General features: G+C 59.4%; 19 protein-coding genes. 4 read left to right on the forward strand and 15 right to left on the reverse strand.

What is annotated here, in order from left to right:
- Positions 1-304 precede the first annotated feature (304 nt).
- Genes HW450_RS03400 through HW450_RS03410 form a run of 3 tightly spaced genes read left to right on the forward strand, consistent with a single transcriptional unit; the run spans position 305 to position 3,315 of the window.
- A complete protein-coding gene (locus HW450_RS03400) occupies positions 305-1,075 on the forward strand; it encodes an electron transfer flavoprotein subunit beta/FixA family protein (protein WP_182386609.1) in 771 nt (256 codons plus the stop codon).
- Between the two features lie 9 nt (positions 1,076-1,084).
- Positions 1,085-2,005 (forward strand): electron transfer flavoprotein subunit alpha/FixB family protein, encoded by a 921-nt coding sequence (locus tag HW450_RS03405; RefSeq protein ID WP_182386610.1) that lies wholly within the window; start codon positions 1,085-1,087, stop codon positions 2,003-2,005.
- A gap of 23 nt (positions 2,006-2,028) precedes the next feature.
- Entirely contained in the window at positions 2,029-3,315 is a 1,287-nt protein-coding gene (locus HW450_RS03410) for a cytochrome b/b6 domain-containing protein (RefSeq protein ID WP_232843313.1), read from the forward strand.
- Positions 3,316-3,328: 13 nt separating this feature from the next.
- Here the strand turns inward: HW450_RS03410 and HW450_RS03415 are convergent, their stop codons facing one another.
- Positions 3,329-3,871, reverse strand: coding sequence for a helix-turn-helix domain-containing protein (locus HW450_RS03415; RefSeq protein WP_182386612.1), 543 nt, complete (start codon positions 3,869-3,871; stop codon positions 3,329-3,331).
- Between the two features lie 72 nt (positions 3,872-3,943).
- On the opposite strand from HW450_RS03415, the gene HW450_RS03420 reads away from it, so the two are divergent.
- Complete coding sequence (locus HW450_RS03420; RefSeq protein ID WP_182386613.1) at positions 3,944-4,456, forward strand: YbaK/EbsC family protein; 513 nt, start codon at positions 3,944-3,946, stop codon at positions 4,454-4,456.
- 6 nt (positions 4,457-4,462) lie between these two features.
- Here HW450_RS03420 and HW450_RS03425 read toward each other — a convergent pair whose 3' ends face one another.
- From HW450_RS03425 to HW450_RS03490, 14 genes are all read right to left on the reverse strand, one after another.
- Positions 4,463-5,242, reverse strand: a complete 780-nt coding sequence (locus tag HW450_RS03425; RefSeq protein ID WP_182386614.1) for a thioesterase family protein — start codon at positions 5,240-5,242, stop codon at positions 4,463-4,465.
- Between the two features lie 10 nt (positions 5,243-5,252).
- Positions 5,253-5,996, reverse strand: a complete 744-nt coding sequence (locus tag HW450_RS03430) for a 3-hydroxybutyrate dehydrogenase (RefSeq protein WP_182386615.1) — start codon at positions 5,994-5,996, stop codon at positions 5,253-5,255.
- 19 nt (positions 5,997-6,015) lie between these two features.
- A complete protein-coding gene (locus tag HW450_RS13030) occupies positions 6,016-7,416 on the reverse strand; it encodes a GntP family permease (RefSeq protein WP_182386616.1) in 1,401 nt (466 codons plus the stop codon).
- Positions 7,417-7,439: 23 nt separating this feature from the next.
- Positions 7,440-8,207 carry an enoyl-CoA hydratase-related protein gene (locus HW450_RS03440; RefSeq protein ID WP_182386617.1) on the reverse strand — a complete coding sequence of 256 codons (768 nt, stop codon included), beginning with the start codon at positions 8,205-8,207 and terminating at the stop codon, positions 7,440-7,442.
- Positions 8,208-8,296: 89 nt separating this feature from the next.
- The gene (locus HW450_RS03445; protein WP_182386618.1) at positions 8,297-8,950 is read right to left on the reverse strand and encodes a CoA transferase subunit B; all 654 of its coding nucleotides are present in this window, start codon (positions 8,948-8,950) and stop codon (positions 8,297-8,299) included.
- The gene (locus HW450_RS03450) at positions 8,950-9,645 is read right to left on the reverse strand and encodes a CoA transferase subunit A (RefSeq protein ID WP_182386619.1); all 696 of its coding nucleotides are present in this window, start codon (positions 9,643-9,645) and stop codon (positions 8,950-8,952) included. The genes HW450_RS03445 and HW450_RS03450 overlap by 1 nt, the downstream gene beginning before the upstream one ends.
- Positions 9,645-11,339, reverse strand: a complete 1,695-nt coding sequence (locus tag HW450_RS03455) for an AMP-binding protein (protein ID WP_182386620.1) — start codon at positions 11,337-11,339, stop codon at positions 9,645-9,647. The genes HW450_RS03450 and HW450_RS03455 overlap by 1 nt, the downstream gene beginning before the upstream one ends.
- A gap of 5 nt (positions 11,340-11,344) precedes the next feature.
- On the reverse strand, positions 11,345-12,175 hold the full coding sequence (locus HW450_RS03460) for an HpcH/HpaI aldolase/citrate lyase family protein (RefSeq protein WP_182386621.1): 831 nt from the start codon (positions 12,173-12,175) through the stop codon (positions 11,345-11,347).
- Positions 12,172-12,654, reverse strand: a complete 483-nt coding sequence (locus HW450_RS03465) for a MaoC family dehydratase (protein ID WP_182386622.1) — start codon at positions 12,652-12,654, stop codon at positions 12,172-12,174. Before HW450_RS03465 ends, HW450_RS03460 begins: the two co-directional genes overlap by 4 nt.
- 2 nt (positions 12,655-12,656) lie before the next feature.
- On the reverse strand, positions 12,657-13,814 hold the full coding sequence (locus HW450_RS03470; protein WP_182386623.1) for an acyl-CoA dehydrogenase family protein: 1,158 nt from the start codon (positions 13,812-13,814) through the stop codon (positions 12,657-12,659).
- Positions 13,815-13,818: 4 nt separating this feature from the next.
- Entirely contained in the window at positions 13,819-15,840 is a 2,022-nt protein-coding gene (locus tag HW450_RS03475; RefSeq protein WP_182386624.1) for an acetyl/propionyl/methylcrotonyl-CoA carboxylase subunit alpha, read from the reverse strand.
- Between the two features lie 11 nt (positions 15,841-15,851).
- A complete protein-coding gene (locus tag HW450_RS03480; protein WP_182386625.1) occupies positions 15,852-17,426 on the reverse strand; it encodes a carboxyl transferase domain-containing protein in 1,575 nt (524 codons plus the stop codon).
- A gap of 230 nt (positions 17,427-17,656) precedes the next feature.
- The gene (locus tag HW450_RS03485) at positions 17,657-18,247 is read right to left on the reverse strand and encodes a TetR/AcrR family transcriptional regulator (RefSeq protein ID WP_232843314.1); all 591 of its coding nucleotides are present in this window, start codon (positions 18,245-18,247) and stop codon (positions 17,657-17,659) included.
- On the reverse strand, positions 18,234-19,073 hold the full coding sequence (locus tag HW450_RS03490; protein WP_182386627.1) for an HpcH/HpaI aldolase/citrate lyase family protein: 840 nt from the start codon (positions 19,071-19,073) through the stop codon (positions 18,234-18,236). The genes HW450_RS03485 and HW450_RS03490 overlap by 14 nt, the downstream gene beginning before the upstream one ends.
- Positions 19,074-19,075 lie beyond the last annotated feature (2 nt).

Below are 19,075 nucleotides of genomic sequence, written 5' to 3' on the forward strand. Positions count from 1 at the left end.
CATCCCATCCGTACGCTCGATTTTCTCCACAACAAGGCACCCCTGCTGCCTTGCCCCTTGAGTGCGAGTCCTGGAATTTGAGACTCGGAGTAAAAGTGCCCTAGATTCACCGAAATGACGGTTTTCATCTCCCACTCTCGAAAAACAGGTCTCGAATTTCTACGCGACCCCCGCCAGAACCACGCCACCCGACTCCACTAATTCCCGCAAAACGTTGCCTAGATCACATAAAATGCACTAAGTTAGTTAATGACCGTTAACTGAAATCTCCCGCATGGTCCCTTACCTGCGGAAAGGATGCATTATGCGAATCGCAGTCTTGGCGAAAGAAGTCCCGGATACCTACGGTGACCGCAACATTACGCTCGAAACTGGCCTCGTTGACCGTGACGGCGCTGAGAATGTCCTCGATGAGATCTGCGAGCGCGCCGTCGAGGCCGCCCTTGCCCTCAAAGGTGACGGCGACGAGGTACACCTCCTTGCGATGGCGCCTGCCACGGCAGAAAAGAGCATCCGCAAGGGACTTGCTATGGGAGCTGACGAGGCCGTCCTCATCACCGATGAGGAACTGAGGGGCGCGGATCTATCTCTCACCGCGGAGGTGCTGGCTAGGGCCGTCGAGAAGCAAGGCTATGACCTCGTTATTGCTGGCAACCTGTCCACCGACGGCAACGCTGGTGTGCTCCCCACTATGATTTCTGAGCACCTTAATTGGCCGCACCTCACGCAGCTCACGCAACTGCAGGTTGACGGAAAGGTGCAAGGCACTCGCTCGGCGGAGGAGGGGGACTTCCAAATGGAAGCTGATTTGCCGGCGGTGGTGTCTATCACGGAGTCTTTCCCGGACCCCCGGTACCCGAACTTCAAGGGGATCATGGCAGCGAAGAAAAAGCAGATTACTAAGCTCACCTGCGCTGATATTGGGGTGGATCCACTTGATTTCTCCCATCCGCGGTTGATTATGACGGAGGCGTCACAGCGTCCTCCTCGCAAGGCAGGTGTCAAAATCACCGACGACGGTACCGCTGCCGCGCAGCTCGCCGATTTCCTGGCCGCCAACTCCCTCATCAAATAAGGAGCCACCATGTCTACTCTCGCCATCATCGATACCGACTTGGGTGGCGCCATCGCCCCCACCGCTGCGGAACTCCTGGGGGCGGCCGCGCAGCTCAGCGAACCAATCGCGCTCGTGGCCGGCGACCCCGGAAACCTCGCCGAACTCGGCGCCGACCGTATCGCCACCACCACCGCTGAGCAGCTTATCGACGCCGCAGTGCACATCTACAAAGAGCACTCACCGGAAGCCATCCTGGTGTCTCACTCAGTAGCTGGCCGTGACATTGCCGCTCGCCTGGCGGTCCGATTGAAGCTTGCGCTGGCAACAGACGCCATTGGCATCTCCCGCGATGAAGAAGGCATCATCATGCAGCACTCCGTTTTCGGTGGCGGATTCACCGTGACTTCCGCCCCAACATTTGGCTGCCCGGTGGTGACGCTCCGCAAGGGGGCTGTCGCAGAACGCGCAGCCGAAGGCGCAGGCTCCCCACTCGAGGTGACTCCAGAACAAAGCGAGCGACGCCTAGCCACCGTCGTGAGCAGCTCCCCGGCTGAGGTGAACACCGGTCGGCCGGCGTTGGTGGGTGCCAAGCGGGTGGTCTCCGGTGGGCGCGGATTCGGTTCCAAGGAAGGTTTCGAACTCGCCGGCCAACTGGCCGACTCCCTGGGGGCTGCTCTGGGAGCCTCCCGCGCAGCCGTCGACGCAGGCTACATCGAGCACAGCGCCCAGGTTGGACAAACCGGCGTGTCCATCTCCCCGGACCTGTACATCGCCCTCGGTATTTCCGGCGCGATCCAGCACCTGGCGGGTATGCAAACCTCCAAGAATATCGTGGCGATCAACAAGGATCCCGAGGCTCCGATCTTCGAGATCGCGGACTTCGGCATCGTCGGTGACGTCTTCGAGATCGTCCCGAAGCTCATCGAAGAAATCGAGGCCCGCAAATGAGTGCCCCCACTTTAAGAAGGGGCTTGCCCCGTATTCCGGGCGGCGACCCCTGGCCTCCTGAGGGCATGCACACTCCCCCGGCCCCGCCAAAACCAGCTGCACCAGCCCCAGAGCTCCCCACTAAGCAGCAGGCGTTACGACGCGGTCTTCCCCGCATTCCTGGTGGTGAGCAGTGGCCAGAAATCGAGTTCGCTGACCTGGCGATAGCCGAGGAACCAGCCACCGCCGCTCCGGAACCCCCGGCAGCAGCTGCAGCGCCCGTTCAATACACCGACATCACGCTACGCCGCGGCCTCCCACGCATCCCAGGTGGGGCGCCGTGGCCAGAAGTGGCAACAGCGCAAGTCGAATCGGCTCCAGGGCCGGAGGATTCTCCGGTGGTGGAGGCGCCAAGCCCGGTCGTCGAAAAGCCAGCGGCAGAAAAGCCTGCGGAGCCTCGTCGGGAGCGCCCGGCGTGGTTCGCTAAGGCTATCGGCGCCGGAGTGGGGCTGATGGTTCTGCTCGCGGTGGCAATCCTTGCTGCCCGTGCTGTTGTGGCTGGCGCAGCCGCAGATTTCATCGCGAGGTACCCCGGTGTGGCGCCAACTCCGGACAACACCCCTGTGGGATTGCCAGCGTGGCTCGGCTGGTCGCACTTTTTCAACTTCTTCCTCATGACGTTGATTATTCGGACGGGCCTGCAGATTCGTGGCGAGCGCAAACCTCCGGCGTATTTCACGTCGAAGTCGGGCAAGAAGGTATCGCTGACCATCTGGTTCCACACCAGCATGGACCTGCTGTGGCTACTCAACGGCGTTGTCTTTCTCGTGCTGTTGTTCGCGACCGGGCAGTGGATGCGCATCGTCCCGACAAGCGTTGATGTTTTCCCGAACATGGCATCCGCGGCCCTGCAGTACCTCGCTATGGACTGGCCGGCTGAAAATGGTTGGATCCACTACAACGCGCTGCAACAGGTGGCCTACTTTGTCACCGTGTTCGTGGCCGCCCCGCTCGCCGCAGCGACGGGCTTCCGTATGAGCAACTGGTGGCCGAACGCCTGGACATTCTTCCCGGTGGAGGTTGCCCGCAAGATCCACTTCCCCACCATGGTGTACTTCGTGCTCTTCATCGTCGGCCACGTATTCCTGGTATTCGCGACGGGCATGAAGAAGAACCTGGGGCACATATTCGCTGCCTCCCCGGATGGCGGCTGGCTTGGTGTCGGGTTATTCCTGGTATCTCTGCTGGTGACCGCGGGCGCAGTATTCGCTGCAAAACCACTGGTGCTCGCACAACTTGCCAGACCGTTCGGTGAGGTAACCAACCGGTAACAGTCTTTCGCTTCTACCGGGCGGAGCTTAACAGCACCAACATTGAGGCAGCTTGTTGCTCCGTCTGGTAACTATGCGGTTGTTGCCCATCGAAACTGACGTAATCACCAACCGACAACTTATGGTTCTGCGCGGAGGTGCGCACCAACACCTCACCACTGAGAACAAAGAATGACTCCACAGTACCGGCTGAATGAGGCACCCCAGAGAACGTGGTGTGTGGCGGGAGAGCGAACACCCACACCTCAGGGCCACCAGGCAACGGGATTCGATGAATCAGATGGTGGTGCGGTGCATCATCAGGAAAATCTCGGGCCGGAACATAGGTGTCCTGGCCTACGTCGTTACGCTCAATGAGGTCGCCCAACGGTACCCCGAGCGTGACTGCCAAAGAATCGAGCGTACTCACCGTCGGATTGCCGGTCCCAGATTCCAGTTGTGACAGGGTCGCTTTGCTCACCCCAGCACGGCGCGCTAGATCAGTCGCACTCATACCTCGCTGGCCGCGCAACCGCTTCACCGCAGCACCGATGCTCGCCGCTAATTCATTGGCCATAGTCTCCACACCCCTCCAAAAAGTTCGCTATAGTAAACCTGTAGCCTATTTTATCGAACTGGAGTGGTTATCATGCTCGAACTCACCCCTTACGGCGCTCAGACCGTCGACCCTTCAGAACACTACCCCACCAGCGTGTGCGAGCTCCTCACACGACTCAACGCTCGCGTCCAGCTCATCGATCCGAACTTCTCGGATACCGCTGAGTTCGCCGAACGCTACCACGTTCCACTAGAGCGCTGCCTCAATGCGCTGCTAGTGGAAACCAAAATCGAGGGCGAACGGCAACCACGCCTCGTTATGGTCCCTGCTCACCGCCGCATCGGGAACTCAGGGCTAAAAAGGGCACTGGGAGGAAAGTCCTCCTTCATGCCGGCTGACCGCGCGCTCGAAGTAACCGGCATGCAGCAAGGCGCAGTGACCCCAATCGGATTACCACCCGAAATCCCCATTGCCCTCGACAGCCAAGCACTGACCGAGAGCAGCTACATCATCGGCGGACAAGACCGCAGCCTAAAAATCGAGGTACCGAAAGAATCCTTGCAAGCACTCGCCGACATCGACTACCAGGGGCTCTACAGCTGACCCCACCTACATCTTCCTAAGAGTCAGCGACTGTTCCGCGCGCCCCACCGGGCCGTGAATGTCATGCAGCGTTGATGCAGTCAGCCCGATGCCGTGGGCACCCCAAGACACCGCGGTATCCAGACCCGTCCACTCCCCCGCAGGCTGCCGGAACAAGTGGATGGTCAAATCCACATTCGGGAAGGCCCACTCTTTGGGCGACTGCCGCGGATTGATGCCGTTGGCCGGGTCAACACGATTGATAAACTCCGCGATTGCGATAGGGGTATCGCCGTCGACAAGCGTATTTGGCGACGTCAGCCACGTCGCACCGCGCCCAGCACGCTTCTCGACGGCCTGTCGCGCCACCACCTGCGCAATGTAGCCACCGCCCCAGTCCTGACTAAACGGCCGCTCCGGGCACTCCTCCGGCGCCGGCAAAGCCTCGTACTCTACGCCCGCCACATCAGCAGTATCAGACGGCATGAGGTACCAGGCGCGCGCGATAATCACCGGCCGATCCCCAATCGTCGCCACCGCTTCAACCAGCTCAATCGTGCGACCAGGACGTTTTACCTCCACCTCGATGGAGACTTCCTGGAACGGCAACCGACCAAGAATATCGAAGGAAATCCGGCTCAGTTCGAGCTTCCCACCATCATGCTGAACGCGGTGTTGCTCAATCACATGCGTCATCAAACCCGCAAGCGACGCAAAATGGTAATCCTCCGTGGACCACGCACCTTCGGCATGGATCGTCGGGGCGTACGTGTCGCCGCTGATACGGGTGAAAAATGAGTTAGTCATAGGTTGCCTCCTAGTTAGCTGTCCAGCCGCCATCCATGGTGAAGGAACTACCCGTCACCATTTGAGCATTGTCAGAAACAAGCCATAACGCCATGTCTGCCACTTCTGCCGGATCGACGAGCCGTTTAATTGCAGCTTCTTTCAGCATAATGTCGCTGACCACCCGTTCTTCCGGAATCCCGTGAACTTTGGCCTGGTCCGCGATCTGTTTTTCAACTAGCGGAGTGCGGACATATCCGGGATTAATACAGTTAGATGTCACCCCATGTTCCGCGCCTTCCAGAGCAACAACCTTAGATAGCCCTTCTAGACCATGTTTTGCTGCAACGTATGCCGACTTAAACGGACTGGCTATTAGGCCATGCACGGATGAGATGTTGAGAATCCGACCGTAACCCCGCTCATACATTTTCGGCAACGCAGCCTTTATTAAGAGAAACGGAGACTCCAACATCAGTCTTTGAATCAGACGCCACTCGTCCACTGGAAAATCTTGAATGGGGTGCACCCGCTGAATACCTGCGCAGTTGACCAAAATATCGACGTCTAGCGAAATATTATCCAACGCGTCGGTGTCTGCCAGATCAATAACCCACGGTTCACCACTAATCTCAGCGGCTATGTCCTGGGTCGCCCTGCTGTCAAGATCGGCCACAATCACGTTGGCACCCACAGCTGCGAACCTACGTGAAATCGCAGCCCCGATTCCGGATGCACCACCAGTCACAAGTGCGGTTTTACCTGCTAGTTGCATTGTTTAAAACTCCTTTTCTCTAGAAAGAACCGGTGACCGACACCAGTGCGGTCAAGCTGAGCACGACGATAATAGGAATCGCCATAGTCACGACACCGATGTCTTTATACCCTTGCTTGTGATTGAGTCCACACACGATTAGCAGAGTCACAACAGCACCAGAGTGTGGCAGCGTATCCAATCCACCGGCTGCCATTGCTGTTAATCGGTGCATCAGCTCCAGGCTGGTGCCGTCTTCAACTGCCCGAGCTTTGAGCTGCTCACCTAGTGCGTTAAGAGCAATCGTCATGCCACCTGAGGAAGAACCAGTAATGCCCGCGGTGACCGATGTAGAGACGATCGAAGTCAGCAAAGAATTAAGGCCTAGGTTGAACACCCCATCACGGATAACGGCGAATGCAGCTACTGAAGCGACAACGGCGCCGTAACCCACCTCGGAAGCAGTACTGAAAATTGGAAGCAAGGACTGCTTAGTTCCATCGTGGACAGCTTCCGCTACCGTGTCGAGGCGGTTGCGATTCAAGATAGCGAGCAACAAAATTGCCAGAACGATGCCGACCAAAACTGCCCACAGTCCAGCACGGGTTTCCAGTGCGATGCCACCATATTTCTTCTCGGAAAGATACTCCCAGTTCATCGCAGGGAAAATATACAGTGTACAGATGAAGTTGACTGCAACCACTGTGATGAGTGGCAGAAACGGAACTAGTTTTCCTTGGTCAGACACGGCCACACTGACGAACTTTTCTTGAACTGCCTCCGGGTTGTCTCCCGCAAGATAGAAACCTTCTCCTTTCGCAACCGACTGTTTTTTCCGAAACTCCAGCCAAGCCAAACCCAAACCGAAAATCCCCGCTGCGCCGAGCAAACCTACTCCGGGAGCTGCGTAAGGCCCCGTTCCGAAGAACTGGCCGGGAATGATGTTCTGAACTTGCGGTGACCCAGGAATCGCCGTCATGGTGAAGGTGAAGATACCCAGCGCAATAGTCCCGGGAATAAGGCGTCGCGGAATATCTGCTTGCTTGAACATTTCTCTCGCGATTGGGAAAACCACGAATGCTACGACGAACAAACTAATGCCACCGTAGGTCATAAGCGCCGAAGTAATCACTGTCGCGGCGATAGCGCTACGCTTGCCAACCAAGCCCGTCACCGTTTGTGCAATGCTGCACGCGTAGCCCGTGGCGGTCATTGTCACACCAAAAATTGCGCCAACCAGGAAGATTGGGAAATAGCTCTTGACGAAGTTTGCCATCGCCGGCATAAAGATCTCCGTATAAGCCGCGAGGATCGGTTCCCGCGAAAATAGGAGGCAAACAATTGCTGCAATGGGGCCAGCCAAAATAACTGGCATTCCCCGGTATGCAAGCACAATAAGAAGTGCAAGCGATACGATGATTCCGATAATGGATAGCGCCATAATGACTCACCCCTTCTAGCTCGTTATTTGTTTGTAAATTTCGGCACTCGCTTTTGTTGAAACGCCCGCATTCCTTCTTTTTGATCAGTTGTGGCGAAGAGTGAATGGAAACTGCGACGTTCAAAAAGCAGCCCCTGCGAGAGAGTTGATTCGAAACTCGCGTTGATCGCTTCTTTCGCCATCAGAGCAGCCGAGAGTGGCATTTCTGCAATCTTTTTTGCTAACTCAAGTGCCTCTGCTTCCAGCTGTTCATCTGGTACTACGCGGGAAACGAGGTCTGCTTGCTCCGCTTCTTTCGCGGTTAGCAGTCTCCCACTAAGACACATATCCATCGCCTTATATTTCCCGATCGCCCGCGTGAGCCGTTGTGTGCCACCCATTCCAGGAATAATTCCCAACTTGATTTCAGGCTGCCCAAACCGGGCAGACTCTCCCGCAACAATGATGTCGCAGGCAAGAGCGAGCTCGCATCCACCACCGAGGGCATACCCTCGCACGGCCGCGATCATAGGTTTTCTCACTTGCAGCACCTGCTGCCCAAACTGAAAGAGATCCTCTGAAAAAGCTTCGACTGACGTTTTCTCTGCCATTTCGCTAATGTCTCCGCCAGCGGAAAAAGCTTGTGGATGCCCTTGAATCAGAATCGTTCCGATTTTCGGTTCTTGATCAAACTCCTCGCACGCACGAAGAATCTCCCTTAGCGTTTCTTGATCTAGGCAATTTAAGCTCTCTGGGTCATTGAGCTGTATAACCCCTACCCGCCCTTTACTGGAAAGTAGTATTTTCGACATTCTTTTCACTCCCTTTTGTTAGTAAAAACAGCCAGCATCGCATTTCAATTCATGCTGTTGCTGGCTGCTTCTCTGATCTGGAGACCTCCTCACACCGGGTTAGAATCTTCAAGCTCGACGATGTACGCGGCTTCGGTGTTCTTTTCGATGTCCATGAGGGTGACATCTGGGGCGAGGCGACGGAGGACGAGGTGGTCGTCGGCGACGTCGAAGAGTCCGAGGTCAGTGATGATGCGCTGTACAACCCGGACGCCCGTGAGCGGGAGGGAGCATTCGCGCACGAGTTTCGGGGTGCCGCTCTTGGAGACATGCTCCGTGATGACGACAACTCGTGGGGTTCCCGCGACGAGGTCCATGGCGCCGCCCATGCCTTTGACCATTTTTCCTGGGATCATCCAGTTGGCCAGGTCTCCATTCTGGGATACTTCCATTGCTCCCAGGACGGCCATTTTCACTTTGCCACCGCGGATCATCCCAAAGCTGGTTGCAGAATCAAATGTTGCCGCGCCCGGGATCAGGGTGACAGTTTGTTTCCCGGCATTGATAATGTCGGCGTCCTCTTCCCCCTCAAAAGGGAATGGTCCCATACCGAGGATGCCGTTTTCGCTCTGCAACACCACTTTCACCCCCGGTGGCAGATGGTTGGCAACCATCGTGGGGATACCGATCCCGAGGTTGACGTAGTCGCCGTCGTTAAGTTCGCTGGCGGCTAAAGCCGCCATTTCGTCTCGTGTCCACGGCATTATCGGCTCCTCACTGTTCGTTGTTCGATCTGTTTCTCCAGGTCGGTGGTAACCAAGTAGTCGATGTGGACGCCTGGGGTGTGGATGTGGTCGGGGTCGATTTCACCGACAGATAGTAGCTGCTCCACCTCTGCGATGGAGACCACGCCAGATTCAGCGCACAGCGGATTGAAGTTGCGGGCCGTGCGCCGGTAGATCAGGTTTCCGGCCTCGTCGCCTTGGTAGGCGTGGACGAGGGCGACGTCGGCAACGATGCCTCGCTCCATCACGTACTCCCGGCCGTCAAAAGTCGCGGTCGGCTTGCCTTCCGCAACCAGCGTGCCGACGCCCGTGGCTGTGTAAAACGCCGGAATACCTGCGCCCCCTGCTCTAAGTCGCTCAGCGAGCGTGCCCTGCGGGTTGAATTCCACCTCCAGTTCGCCGGCCAGGAATTGACGTGCGAACTCTTTGTTCTCCCCCACGTAGGAGGAAAGCACCTTGCGGACTTGGTTGTTTTCCAGCAGGAGGCCGAGGCCCTTGCCATCGACACCCATGTTGTTGGACACCACGGTGAGATCGCGCCGTCCTACGTCACGCAGTGCTTCGATGAGGAGGAAGGGGACGCCACAGAGGCCAAAGCCCCCGACGGCGATGGTCATGCCGTCTTTGACCAGCTCCCCGACGAGGTCGCGGACGGAGGAACGAATTTTATCCATTAGACCCACCCCAATACACGTGGCGCCATCTCGCGCAGCTCGACTTTGCGGACTTTGCCGGACACGGTCATCGGATAGGAATCGACGATGTGGACGTATTTCGGGATCTTGTGGCGAGAGAGCTTGCCTTGTGCAAATTCGGCAACGTCTGAAACGGTGAGGTCTTCTACCCCGTCGCGCAGGATGATCCACGCCATGATCTCTTCGCCGTACTTGTCGTCTGGGACACCGATGACCTGCGCTTCAACCACATCTGGGTGGGTGAAGAGGAATTCTTCGATCTCACGAGGGTAGATGTTTTCGCCACCGCGGATCAGCATATCCTTGAGCCGGCCGGTCACCATCAGGTAGCCGTCCTCGTCAAGGGTGCCGAGGTCACCCGAGCGCATCCAGCCATCGTCACTGATTGCCTCTGCGGTTTTTTCTGGGTGCTCCCAGTAGCCTTGCATCACGGAATAGCCGCGGACGTAGATTTCGCCCTGGGTGCCGACGGGGACGGTCTCACCAGTTTTTTCATCCACGAGCTTGCATTCGATGTGTGGCATGATCTGCCCCACCGTGTTCACACGCTTTTCCAGCGGCGCGTCCGAGCGCGTCTGGAAGGACACCGGAGAGGTTTCGGTCATGCCGTAGCAGATAGAGATTTCCTGCATGTTGAACTTGTCCATGACTTCGCGCATAGTCTTGGACGGGCAGGAGGTGCCGGACATGATGCCGGTGCGCAGGGTACCCAGGCCATATGGGGAGCCGTATTCTTCATGGTCGTGGGCCTCATCGAGTTCCTTGATGAACATCGTCGGCACACCATACAGCGAGGTTGCCTTCGCAGCCTGCACCGCCATGAGGGTTTCGCGTGGCTTGAACGAGGGGGCCGGCACGATGAGGCATCCGCCGTGGCTGAAGATCCCAATGGTGGCCATGACCATGCCGAAGCAGTGGAAGAACGGCACGGGCGCACACACGCGGTCCTCTTCGGTGTAGTTCAGCATCTCACCGACGAAAAAGCCATTATTCAAGATGTTGCGGTGAGACAGGGTGGCGCCTTTGGGAAAGCCCGTGGTGCCCGAGGTGAACTGGATGTTGATCGGGTCGGTGTTCTTGACCTCAGCAACGTATTCGGACAGGTCATCGATCTCGCCGTGCATCGCGTCGTACCAGTCGGAGGACCCGAAGTAGATCACTTCTTGAAGTTTGGATCCGCGCTGCTTGCGAGCTTCGTTGAGCATGGTGCGGTACTCGGAGTCCTTGAAGCGACGCGCCGCGAACACCAGTTTCACGCCTGCTTTTTCCAGCACGTAGTTGAGTTCAGATTGGCGGTAGGCCGGGTTGATGTTGACAAGCACCAGGCCGAGATGGTGGCACGTCCACTGCACCACCAGCCATTCCCAGCGGTTGGTCGACCAGATGCCGACGCGATCGCCTTTGCGGTAGCCGGCGCGAATTAGGGCGCTGGCCAGGCGGAGTACGCGGTTGTAGAAGCGTTCGTAGGTAAACGATACGTCTGCGTAAACGTCGACGATGCAGTCGCGGGACGGGTATTTTTCCACCATCTGACGCAGAATCTGGCCGAGGGTTTCTTCGCGTAGTGGGGCTGCACCTTGGTCGACGCCTGCCCCGATCACGTGGGACATGAGCTGGCCGTTATCATCCACGACGATGGATCCGTAAGAAGTTGACTGAGTCTTGAGGGTCATGGTGGTTAACTTTCTGCGTGTGCTCGGCTAAGGATTGCTTGTGCTTGTCGGAACAGGGGTTCGTCGACCATCTGTCCTTCGAATCGGAACGCGCCGCGGTGCTGCTGGGCTTCCTTAAGCAGGCGGGTCGCCCAATCGAGTTGTTCTGGGGTGGGCTGGTAGGCAGCCCGGATCGCGTCGACCTGGGAGGGGTGGATACACACGGTGGCGGCGTAGCCAAGCGCCGCTGCGTCCTCAGCTTCGGTAGAAAGGCCCTCGGTGTTGGGGATGTCGACGAAAACGGAGTCGAGGGCGGCCTTACCGAATGCGGCGGCGGCGAGTTGGACGCGCGCACGGGCATGCTTTGCGACGTCCCGGTAGCTGCCATCCTTGTGCCGCGAGGCGGTACCGGAAAGGCCAGCTACCAGGTCTTCTGCTCCCCAGAACATCGCCACTACCCCATTGGTGGCGGCAACTTCATCGGCTCGCAGGACCCCGAGTGGGGTTTCAATGAGGGCGATGATGTGGGCGTCGGCAAGCACGGCGCTGACGGCCTGGATGTCCTGCGCACCTTCCGCCTTTGACACCATCACCTGGCGGAAGTTTGTTTTTGACACGCAGGCGAGGTCGAGGGCGCCGTCGGTGCTGCTCGGCGGGTTGATGCGCACGATCACCCGAGAAGGGTCGAGCTCGCAGGATTCGATGGCCCGGCGCGCCTCCTCGCGGTTATGCGGCTGGCAGCCGTCTTCGAGGTCGAGAATGACCATGTCAGCGCGATCAATTGCTTTGGCGAATCTGTCGGGGCGGTCAGCCGGGGTGAAGAGAATGGCAGGGCCGGCGGGGGTCCAGGTACTCATGACTTACCCTCCGGATCGCACTGGACCAAGGTTTTTCTAACTGCCTTACAGACGATATCGCCGTGTTGGTTCCGCCCGATGTGCTCGAGTTCCACGATGCCTTGGCCGGGGCGGGACTTGGATAGTCGCTTGGCAGTGCACACCGTTTCGGCATAGAGGGTGTCGCCGTGGAACATCGGCTTCGGGAAGGAGATTTCCTCGAACCCGAGGTTGGCGACGATGGTGCCGAGGGTGAGTTGTCCCACGGACAGGCCCACCACGGTCGAGAGTGTCCACATGGAGTTCACCAGGCGCTCACCACCGAATCCTGGTTGTTGGGAGGACCAGTGTGCGTCGAGATGCAGTGGCTGCGTGTTCATGGTGAGGGTAGTGAACACCACGTCATCGGCTTCCGTGACGGTGCGGCCCGGGCGGTGCAGGTAGCGGGCGCCTTTCTCGTATTCTTCGAACCACAGTCCGCGCTGAACGATATCGGCCATGGTCACAGTCCCAACTCGCGTGCGATCAGCATGAGCTGAACTTCGGTGGTGCCTTCGCCGATCTCCAGGATCTTGGAATCGCGGTAGTGGCGGGCGACGCGGTATTCGTTCATGAAGCCGTAGCCGCCGTGGATCTGGGTGGCGTCGCGGGCGTTGTCCATCGCTGCCTCGGAGGACACCATCTTGGCGATGTACGCTTCCTTGCGGAAGTCCAGGCCCTTGGCCATGCGGGCGGCGGCTGCCATCCAGGCCAGACGCGCGGTGTGGGCACGAGCTTCCATTCGGGCGATCTTGAAGGAGATGGCCTGGTATTCGGAGATTGCGCGGCCCATGGAGGTGCGTTCCTTGGCGTACTTGACGGATTCGTCCACGCAGCCCTGTGCCGCGCCGGTAGCCAGTGCCGCGATGGCAACGCGCCCCTCGGCCAGGATAGAGAGGAAGTTTGCGAAGCCCCGGCCGCGCTCGCCGAGCAGGTTATCCTGCGGGACGCGGCAGTCCGTGAAGGTCAGCGGGTGGGTGTCGGAGGCATTCCAACCGACCTTGTCGTAGGAGGGTTCCGCAACGAAGCCAGGGGTGTCAGTGGGCACGATGATGGTGGAGATTTCCTTCTTGCCGTCCTTCTCACCGGTCACGGCGGTGACGGTGTTGAGGGAGGTAATCGACGTGCCGGAGTTGGTGATGAACTGCTTGGAGCCGTTAATCACAAAGTCGGAGCCATCTTCGACGGCGGTGGTGCGGGTGGCTCCGGCGTCGGACCCCGCGCCTGGCTCGGTGAGCCCGAATCCTGCGAGCTTGGTGCCAGCGGTGAGCTCGGGAAGCCACTTGTCCTTTTGGGCGTCATTACCGAAGTGGAAGATCGGCATGGCACCCAGGCCGACGCCGGCTTCCAGGGTGATGGCTACGGACTGATCCACCCGAGCCAGCTCTTCCAGGGCGATGCCGAAAGAGAGGTAGTCTCCGCCCATGCCGCCGACTTCTTCTGGGAAGGGCAGGCCAAACAGGCCCATCTCGGCCATGCCGGAGACAACTTCATACGGGAAGGTGTGATCTTTGTCGTGCTGGTAGGACACGGGCTCGACTACTTCGTTGGCGAACTCGCGCACAACGGTCTGCAGCTCGCGGTACTCTTCTGGCAGGTCAGCGATGTTGATGTCAGTCATTGTTCTAGTCCTTTTCTGGGTTAACGGTGGCAAGTAGTTTTCCGGCCGGAACCTGTTCTCCCGGCTGGGCGTGGAATGTGACGGTGCCGTCGACGGCAGCCTTAAGGGTGTGTTCCATCTTCATGGCCTCCACCACTAGGACCGCGTCCCCGGCTTGGACTGGTGCTCCCTCGGCCACGGAGTGCGCGATGACGGTGCCGGGCATAGGCGAGGTGAGGTTGGTGTCGCCGTCGGAGGCATCGTCGCCGGCAGAGCGGACCACTTCGGTACGACGCAACTCGTAGGTGCCGCTGGGGCCGGCGAGCACGAGGTGCCCGAAGTCCGGTGCCATCTCCTTGACAGACCACTGGGCAGAGACACCATTGATTGTGACGCGCCAGAGCTGCCCCACCGGATGGATGGTGGCGGAGACGGTGGCGGGCTGCCTGTCATCCGTGTCGGTGGTGTTTCCCGCGATGTGATCATGGACGGTAACTTCGGCTCCAGTCGGCGATCCGACTATGGTGACCAGGGTGTTTTCCGCACCGTGGGCGAAGCGGATCTGTTGTGCGGCAGTGCGCCCGGCGCGCCAGGCATCAGGGGTGGCCCATGCGGACACCGGCCCGCTTGGCCAGCGCTGTGCGAGCCACATCATGGCTGCTGCGACGAGGGCGTCGTCGGTGATGGTGGTGGGTTGATAGCCGTCGGTGACACGGTCGAGCAACCCAGTGTCCAGGTCACCGGCCACCACCTCCGGCACCTTCATCAGGTAACGGCAGAAATCGGTATTGACGGTGATACCGGCGACGGTGGTGTCTGCTAGCGCCTTGTCTAACCGGGCAAGGGCTTCGGCGCGATCTGCCCCGTGCACGATTACCTTCATCAGCATTGGGTCATAGAGCGAGGAGATGTCGGAGCCGTCCGCAATACCGGAATCAACGCGGACACCGGCGCCGGAAGGCTCGGTCACTTTCACCACTCGCCCGCCCGTTGGTAAGAATCCCTGCGCGGGGTCTTCGGCGTAGATGCGGGCTTCGATGGCGTGGCCGGTCAGCTGGATATCGTTCTGGGAAACGGGCAGCTCCTCGCCGCGGGCAACTGCTAGCTGCAGCGCCACGAGGTCCTGGCCGGTGACTTGCTCAGTCACGGGGTGTTCGACCTGCAGTCGGGTGTTCATTTCCATGAAGTAGAACTTGTCCGGCTGCTTCGACGGCACGATGAACTCCACGGTTCCGGCCCCGACATAGCCTACGGATCGGGCGGCATCGCATGCGGCTTGGCCGATCGCGGCGCGGGTATCGGCGTCGAGAAGCGGGCTCGGCGCCTCCTCAATCACCTTCTGGTGGCGACGCTGCAGCGAGCACTCGCGCTCCCCCAGGTGGATCACGTTGCCGTGGGAATCGGCCATGACCTGCACTTCGATATGGCGTGGGGTGTCCACGAAGTGCTCGAGGAAGAGGGTGTCGTCACCGAAAGCGCCCGCCGCTTCACGACGCGCAGTGGTGAGAGCCTCGGCCAACTCTTCGATTCGATCCACCCGGTGCATGCCCTTGCCCCCGCCACCAGCGGATGGCTTGATGAGAACAGGAAAGCCGATGCCGGGGGCGGCAGCGAGGATCTCCTCGTCGGTGAGTCCGGGGCGGGAGATGCCGGGGACAGTGGGGACGTTGCGGGCTTCCACCGCTGCGCGGGCGGAAATCTTGTCCCCCATCGCTTCAATCGCTGCTGCGGGTGGGCCGATAAACACGATGCCGTGATCCGCACACGCCTGAGCAAACTCAGCGTTCTCGGAGAGGAACCCGTAGCCTGGGTGGATCGCCTGGGCGCCGGACCGCTTAGCGGCGTCGATGATTTTGTCGATCACCAGGTAGGATTCGCGTGCTGGGGAGGCGCCGATGTGGATGGCGATGTCAGCGTCGCGCACGTGTGGGGCGTCGGCGTCAGCATCGGAGTAAACGGCAACGGAGGTCACGCCCTGCTGTTTCAGGGTCCGGATGACGCGACAGGCAATTTCGCCGCGGTTGGCAACAAGTACGGTATCGATCATGGCAGTTTCTCCTACATCCGGAAGACACCGAAGCTGGTGTCGGGTAGCGGGGCACCGGCGGCGGTATCGAGGGCAAGGCCCAGCACACGCCTGGTGTCAGCAGGGTCAATGACGCCGTCGTCCCATAGCCGGGCCGTTGAGTAATACGGGTCGGATTCGCGCTCGAACTTCTCGCGGATCGGCTTTTCGAACTCTTCTTGTTCTTCCGCCGACCAGGTGCCTCCTTGACGTTCGATCTGGTTGCGACGGACGGTGGACATGGTCATGGCGGCTTGCGGGCCACCCATCACGGAGATCCGGGCGTTGGGCCACATCCAGAGGAAGCGGGGACTGTAGGCGCGGCCACACATGGAGTAGTTTCCGGCACCAAAAGCGCCACCGATTACCACGGTGAATTTGGGTACCCGCGCCGTAGCGACGGCATTAACCATCTTCGCCCCGTGCTTGGCGATACCCCCGGCCTCATACTCGCGGCCAACCATGAAGCCGGTGGTGTTTTGGAGGAAGATCAGCGGAATCCCGCGTTGATCGCACAGCTCGATGAAATGAGCTCCTTTGAGCGCGGACTCCCCCATCAAGATGCCGTTGTTAGCGATGATGCCCACGCGGTGACCGTAGATGCGAGCGAACGCGGTGACGAGGGTGGTGCCGTACTCGGACTTGAATTCTTGGTAGTCGCCACCGTCCGCGAGGATTTCGATGACCTCGTGGACGTCGTAGGGCACCTTCGCGTCGACGGGCACCACGTCATAGAGGTCGGTTTGCGGGCGAATCGGGTCCTTCGGCGCTGCCACATCCCATTCGGGGGCCTTGTCCTGCGGGAAGGTGTCCACGATCTTGCGAACCCGGTGAAGTGCATCAGCGTCATCGAGTGCGAGGTGGTCGGTCACACCGGAAGTCTTGGAATGCAGGTCACCGCCGCCGAGATCCTCTGGGGTGACGTCCTCGCCGGTAGCTGCCTTCACCAGGGGCGGGCCGGCCAGGAAGATGGTGCCTTGTTCTCTCACAATCACGGCCTCGTCTGACATGGCCGGCACGTAGGCACCACCGGCGGTGCACGAGCCCAGCACCGCTGCGATTTGTGGGATTCCTGCTGCGGACATGCGGGCTTGGTTGAAGAAGATGCGGCCAAAGTGGTCGCGATCCGGGAACACCTCGTCTTGGTTAAGCAACATCGCTCCGCCGGAATCTACCAGGTAGATGCAGGGAAGCCGGTTTTCTGCGGCGATTTCCTGGGCGCGCAGGTGCTTCTTCACCGTCATGGGGTAATAGGTGCCGCCGGAGACCGTGGCATCATTGGCCACGATCATGCAGCGGCGCCCCTGGACCAGGCCGATCCCGGCGACGGCGCCCGCTGCGGCGACCTTGCCGTCGTACATGCCGTGCGCTGCTAGCGGGGCTACTTCGAGGAAGGGACTGCCTGGGTCCAGGAGTTCCTGGATGCGTTGCCTCGGTAGGAGCTTTCCGCGGCTGACGTGGCGCTCGCGGGCACGCTCGGAACCACCTTCGGCGGCAGTGTGTACCAGGCGTCGCAGCTCAGATACGAGTTCTTCATGTCGCTGACGATTCGTTTGTGGTGCTGTCATGGGCTCGCTTCCAAGTTTCAGTTAATGACGATTAACTTGAAAGCGAGACTACTTAGTTTTTGTGACCCCGAACACTATTTGCAGGTTGTTAATTTTGCGTTGCTTTTCTTAGCAAGCATGCATGCAACCGCAAAATAACGGCACGCTGGCACTTTCCTCGCACAGCCAAATGTTACCCAGATCACCCCTTGCAAATACCCCCTCCAGGGCTGGTTGACATAGCACCCGACCTAGGCCAACAACGCCTCCACTGCCATTTCTCGTGACTGCTCCCGCACGGCTTCCTCCCCCGCCCAGTGAATAACGTGACGCACCGAGTTAATCAGACCCGCAGCCAGCTGCACCCGCAATCGGGCGGTGGGACGATCCAGATCGGGCCGACACGCCTGAAGCGCATCCGTCCACAGCCCCAAATAGGTCAGCTGCAAGGACCGCACCTTGGTAAAGGCTTCATCACCCAAACTGTGAATCTCTCGAGACTGCACTCGAATGATGTCCGGTTCCGTGGAGGCAAATTCGGCATGGCGGTCCACCAGCGACCACAACAGTTCCCTCGGCTCCTGAGAGCCGGACGCCTGATGCTCCGCGATCGTGGCACGCGCCCCATCCACCAGCCGGATCGAGATATCCACCAGCATCATCTCAAGCAGCTCATCCTTGCTAGCGAAGTGGCGCAACACCCCCGGCCCGGAAATGCCCACCTCAGCACCCACGTCCGCCAGTCGGGTGGAATGGAACCCCCGACGCGCCATGATGCGCGCCGCGGCCGCTAACAAATCGGCGCGTCGCTTGAGTTTTGCTTGCTCTCTAGATGTTGCCACGAGCAACAACCCGCTTTGCCTGCGAGATCAGCGGCGCGTCGATCATCTCACCATCCAGTTTGAATGCTCCCGGGTTATTCTTCGCTTCAGCCACCACACGACGCGCCCACTCGAGCTGCTCAGGCGCTGGCGCGAAGGCTCGACGCGCCACGTCCACTTGCAGGGGATGAATGCACGCAAAACCAATGAAACCCGAACGTGCCGCATCGGCAGCCTCCAGGAACAGCCCTTCGTCGTCCCGAAAATCAGCATGCACCGCATCGATGACAAACTTGCCATGCGCGGCAGCGTGAATCTGCATAAGAGCTCGAGTGAGGAGCATTGGAGCACGATACGGTCCGGGACGAGTGTCTGGGGCTCCCTCGTCGATAAGCAGGCGCGAATGCGTGCCACCCAGCAGCACCGTCAGGTCCTCCGCACCCCAGAACATGCCCACGACGTCAGGGTGCGCGGCAAGCTCAGGCAGCTTCACGACGGCCTGTGGCGTCTCCACCATGGCGATGAGCTGCAATCCCGCCAGCTCGGCCGGGATCTCCGCCCCCACTTTAGGGACCATGACCAGGCGGTAGTTGGTGGTTCGGACGAACTCGACGTCGGAGTGGAAGTGGGGCGAATCTGGGCCCACGATACGGACGATGGTGCGCTCAGAGGGCAGGCCACAGTTTCGGATGTTGGCGTATGCCACCTCGCGGTCAACATCCCCTGCGCCGTCCTCAAGATCGAGGATCACCATGTCCGCCTTTGCCGCAGCCTTAGGGATGATTTCTGCGCGACCGGCTGGGGCAAAAAGGATGGCAGGACCTGCGATAAGGTGGTCGTAGTGCATGG

This window comes from Corynebacterium hindlerae, from assembly GCF_014117265.1.
Classification (GTDB): Bacteria; Actinomycetota; Actinomycetes; order Mycobacteriales; family Mycobacteriaceae; genus Corynebacterium; species Corynebacterium hindlerae.

What these genes read in the sequence shown, in the direction of transcription:
- HW450_RS03460 (WP_182386621.1), bottom strand. Translation starts at nt 12,175, where the DNA reads ATGAGTACCTGGACCCCCGCCGGCCCTGCCATTCTCTTCACCCCGGCT.
- HW450_RS03400 (WP_182386609.1), top strand. Translation starts at nt 305, where the DNA reads ATGCGAATCGCAGTCTTGGCGAAAGAAGTCCCGGATACCTACGGTGAC.
- HW450_RS03475 (WP_182386624.1), bottom strand. Translation starts at nt 15,840, where the DNA reads ATGATCGATACCGTACTTGTTGCCAACCGCGGCGAAATTGCCTGTCGC.
- HW450_RS03450 (WP_182386619.1), bottom strand. Translation starts at nt 9,645, where the DNA reads ATGGATAAAATTCGTTCCTCCGTCCGCGACCTCGTCGGGGAGCTGGTC.
- HW450_RS03415 (WP_182386612.1), bottom strand. Translation starts at nt 3,871, where the DNA reads ATGGCCAATGAATTAGCGGCGAGCATCGGTGCTGCGGTGAAGCGGTTG.
- HW450_RS03490 (WP_182386627.1), bottom strand. Translation starts at nt 19,073, where the DNA reads ATGCACTACGACCACCTTATCGCAGGTCCTGCCATCCTTTTTGCCCCA.
- HW450_RS03445 (WP_182386618.1), bottom strand. Translation starts at nt 8,950, where the DNA reads ATGCCGTGGACACGAGACGAAATGGCGGCTTTAGCCGCCAGCGAACTT.
- HW450_RS03425 (WP_182386614.1), bottom strand. Translation starts at nt 5,242, where the DNA reads ATGACTAACTCATTTTTCACCCGTATCAGCGGCGACACGTACGCCCCG.
- HW450_RS03440 (WP_182386617.1), bottom strand. Translation starts at nt 8,207, where the DNA reads ATGTCGAAAATACTACTTTCCAGTAAAGGGCGGGTAGGGGTTATACAG.
- HW450_RS13030 (WP_182386616.1), bottom strand. Translation starts at nt 7,416, where the DNA reads ATGGCGCTATCCATTATCGGAATCATCGTATCGCTTGCACTTCTTATT.
- HW450_RS03405 (WP_182386610.1), top strand. Translation starts at nt 1,085, where the DNA reads ATGTCTACTCTCGCCATCATCGATACCGACTTGGGTGGCGCCATCGCC.
- HW450_RS03430 (WP_182386615.1), bottom strand. Translation starts at nt 5,996, where the DNA reads ATGCAACTAGCAGGTAAAACCGCACTTGTGACTGGTGGTGCATCCGGA.
- HW450_RS03420 (WP_182386613.1), top strand. Translation starts at nt 3,944, where the DNA reads ATGCTCGAACTCACCCCTTACGGCGCTCAGACCGTCGACCCTTCAGAA.
- HW450_RS03465 (WP_182386622.1), bottom strand. Translation starts at nt 12,654, where the DNA reads ATGGCCGATATCGTTCAGCGCGGACTGTGGTTCGAAGAATACGAGAAA.
- HW450_RS03470 (WP_182386623.1), bottom strand. Translation starts at nt 13,814, where the DNA reads ATGACTGACATCAACATCGCTGACCTGCCAGAAGAGTACCGCGAGCTG.
- HW450_RS03480 (WP_182386625.1), bottom strand. Translation starts at nt 17,426, where the DNA reads ATGACAGCACCACAAACGAATCGTCAGCGACATGAAGAACTCGTATCT.
- HW450_RS03455 (WP_182386620.1), bottom strand. Translation starts at nt 11,339, where the DNA reads ATGACCCTCAAGACTCAGTCAACTTCTTACGGATCCATCGTCGTGGAT.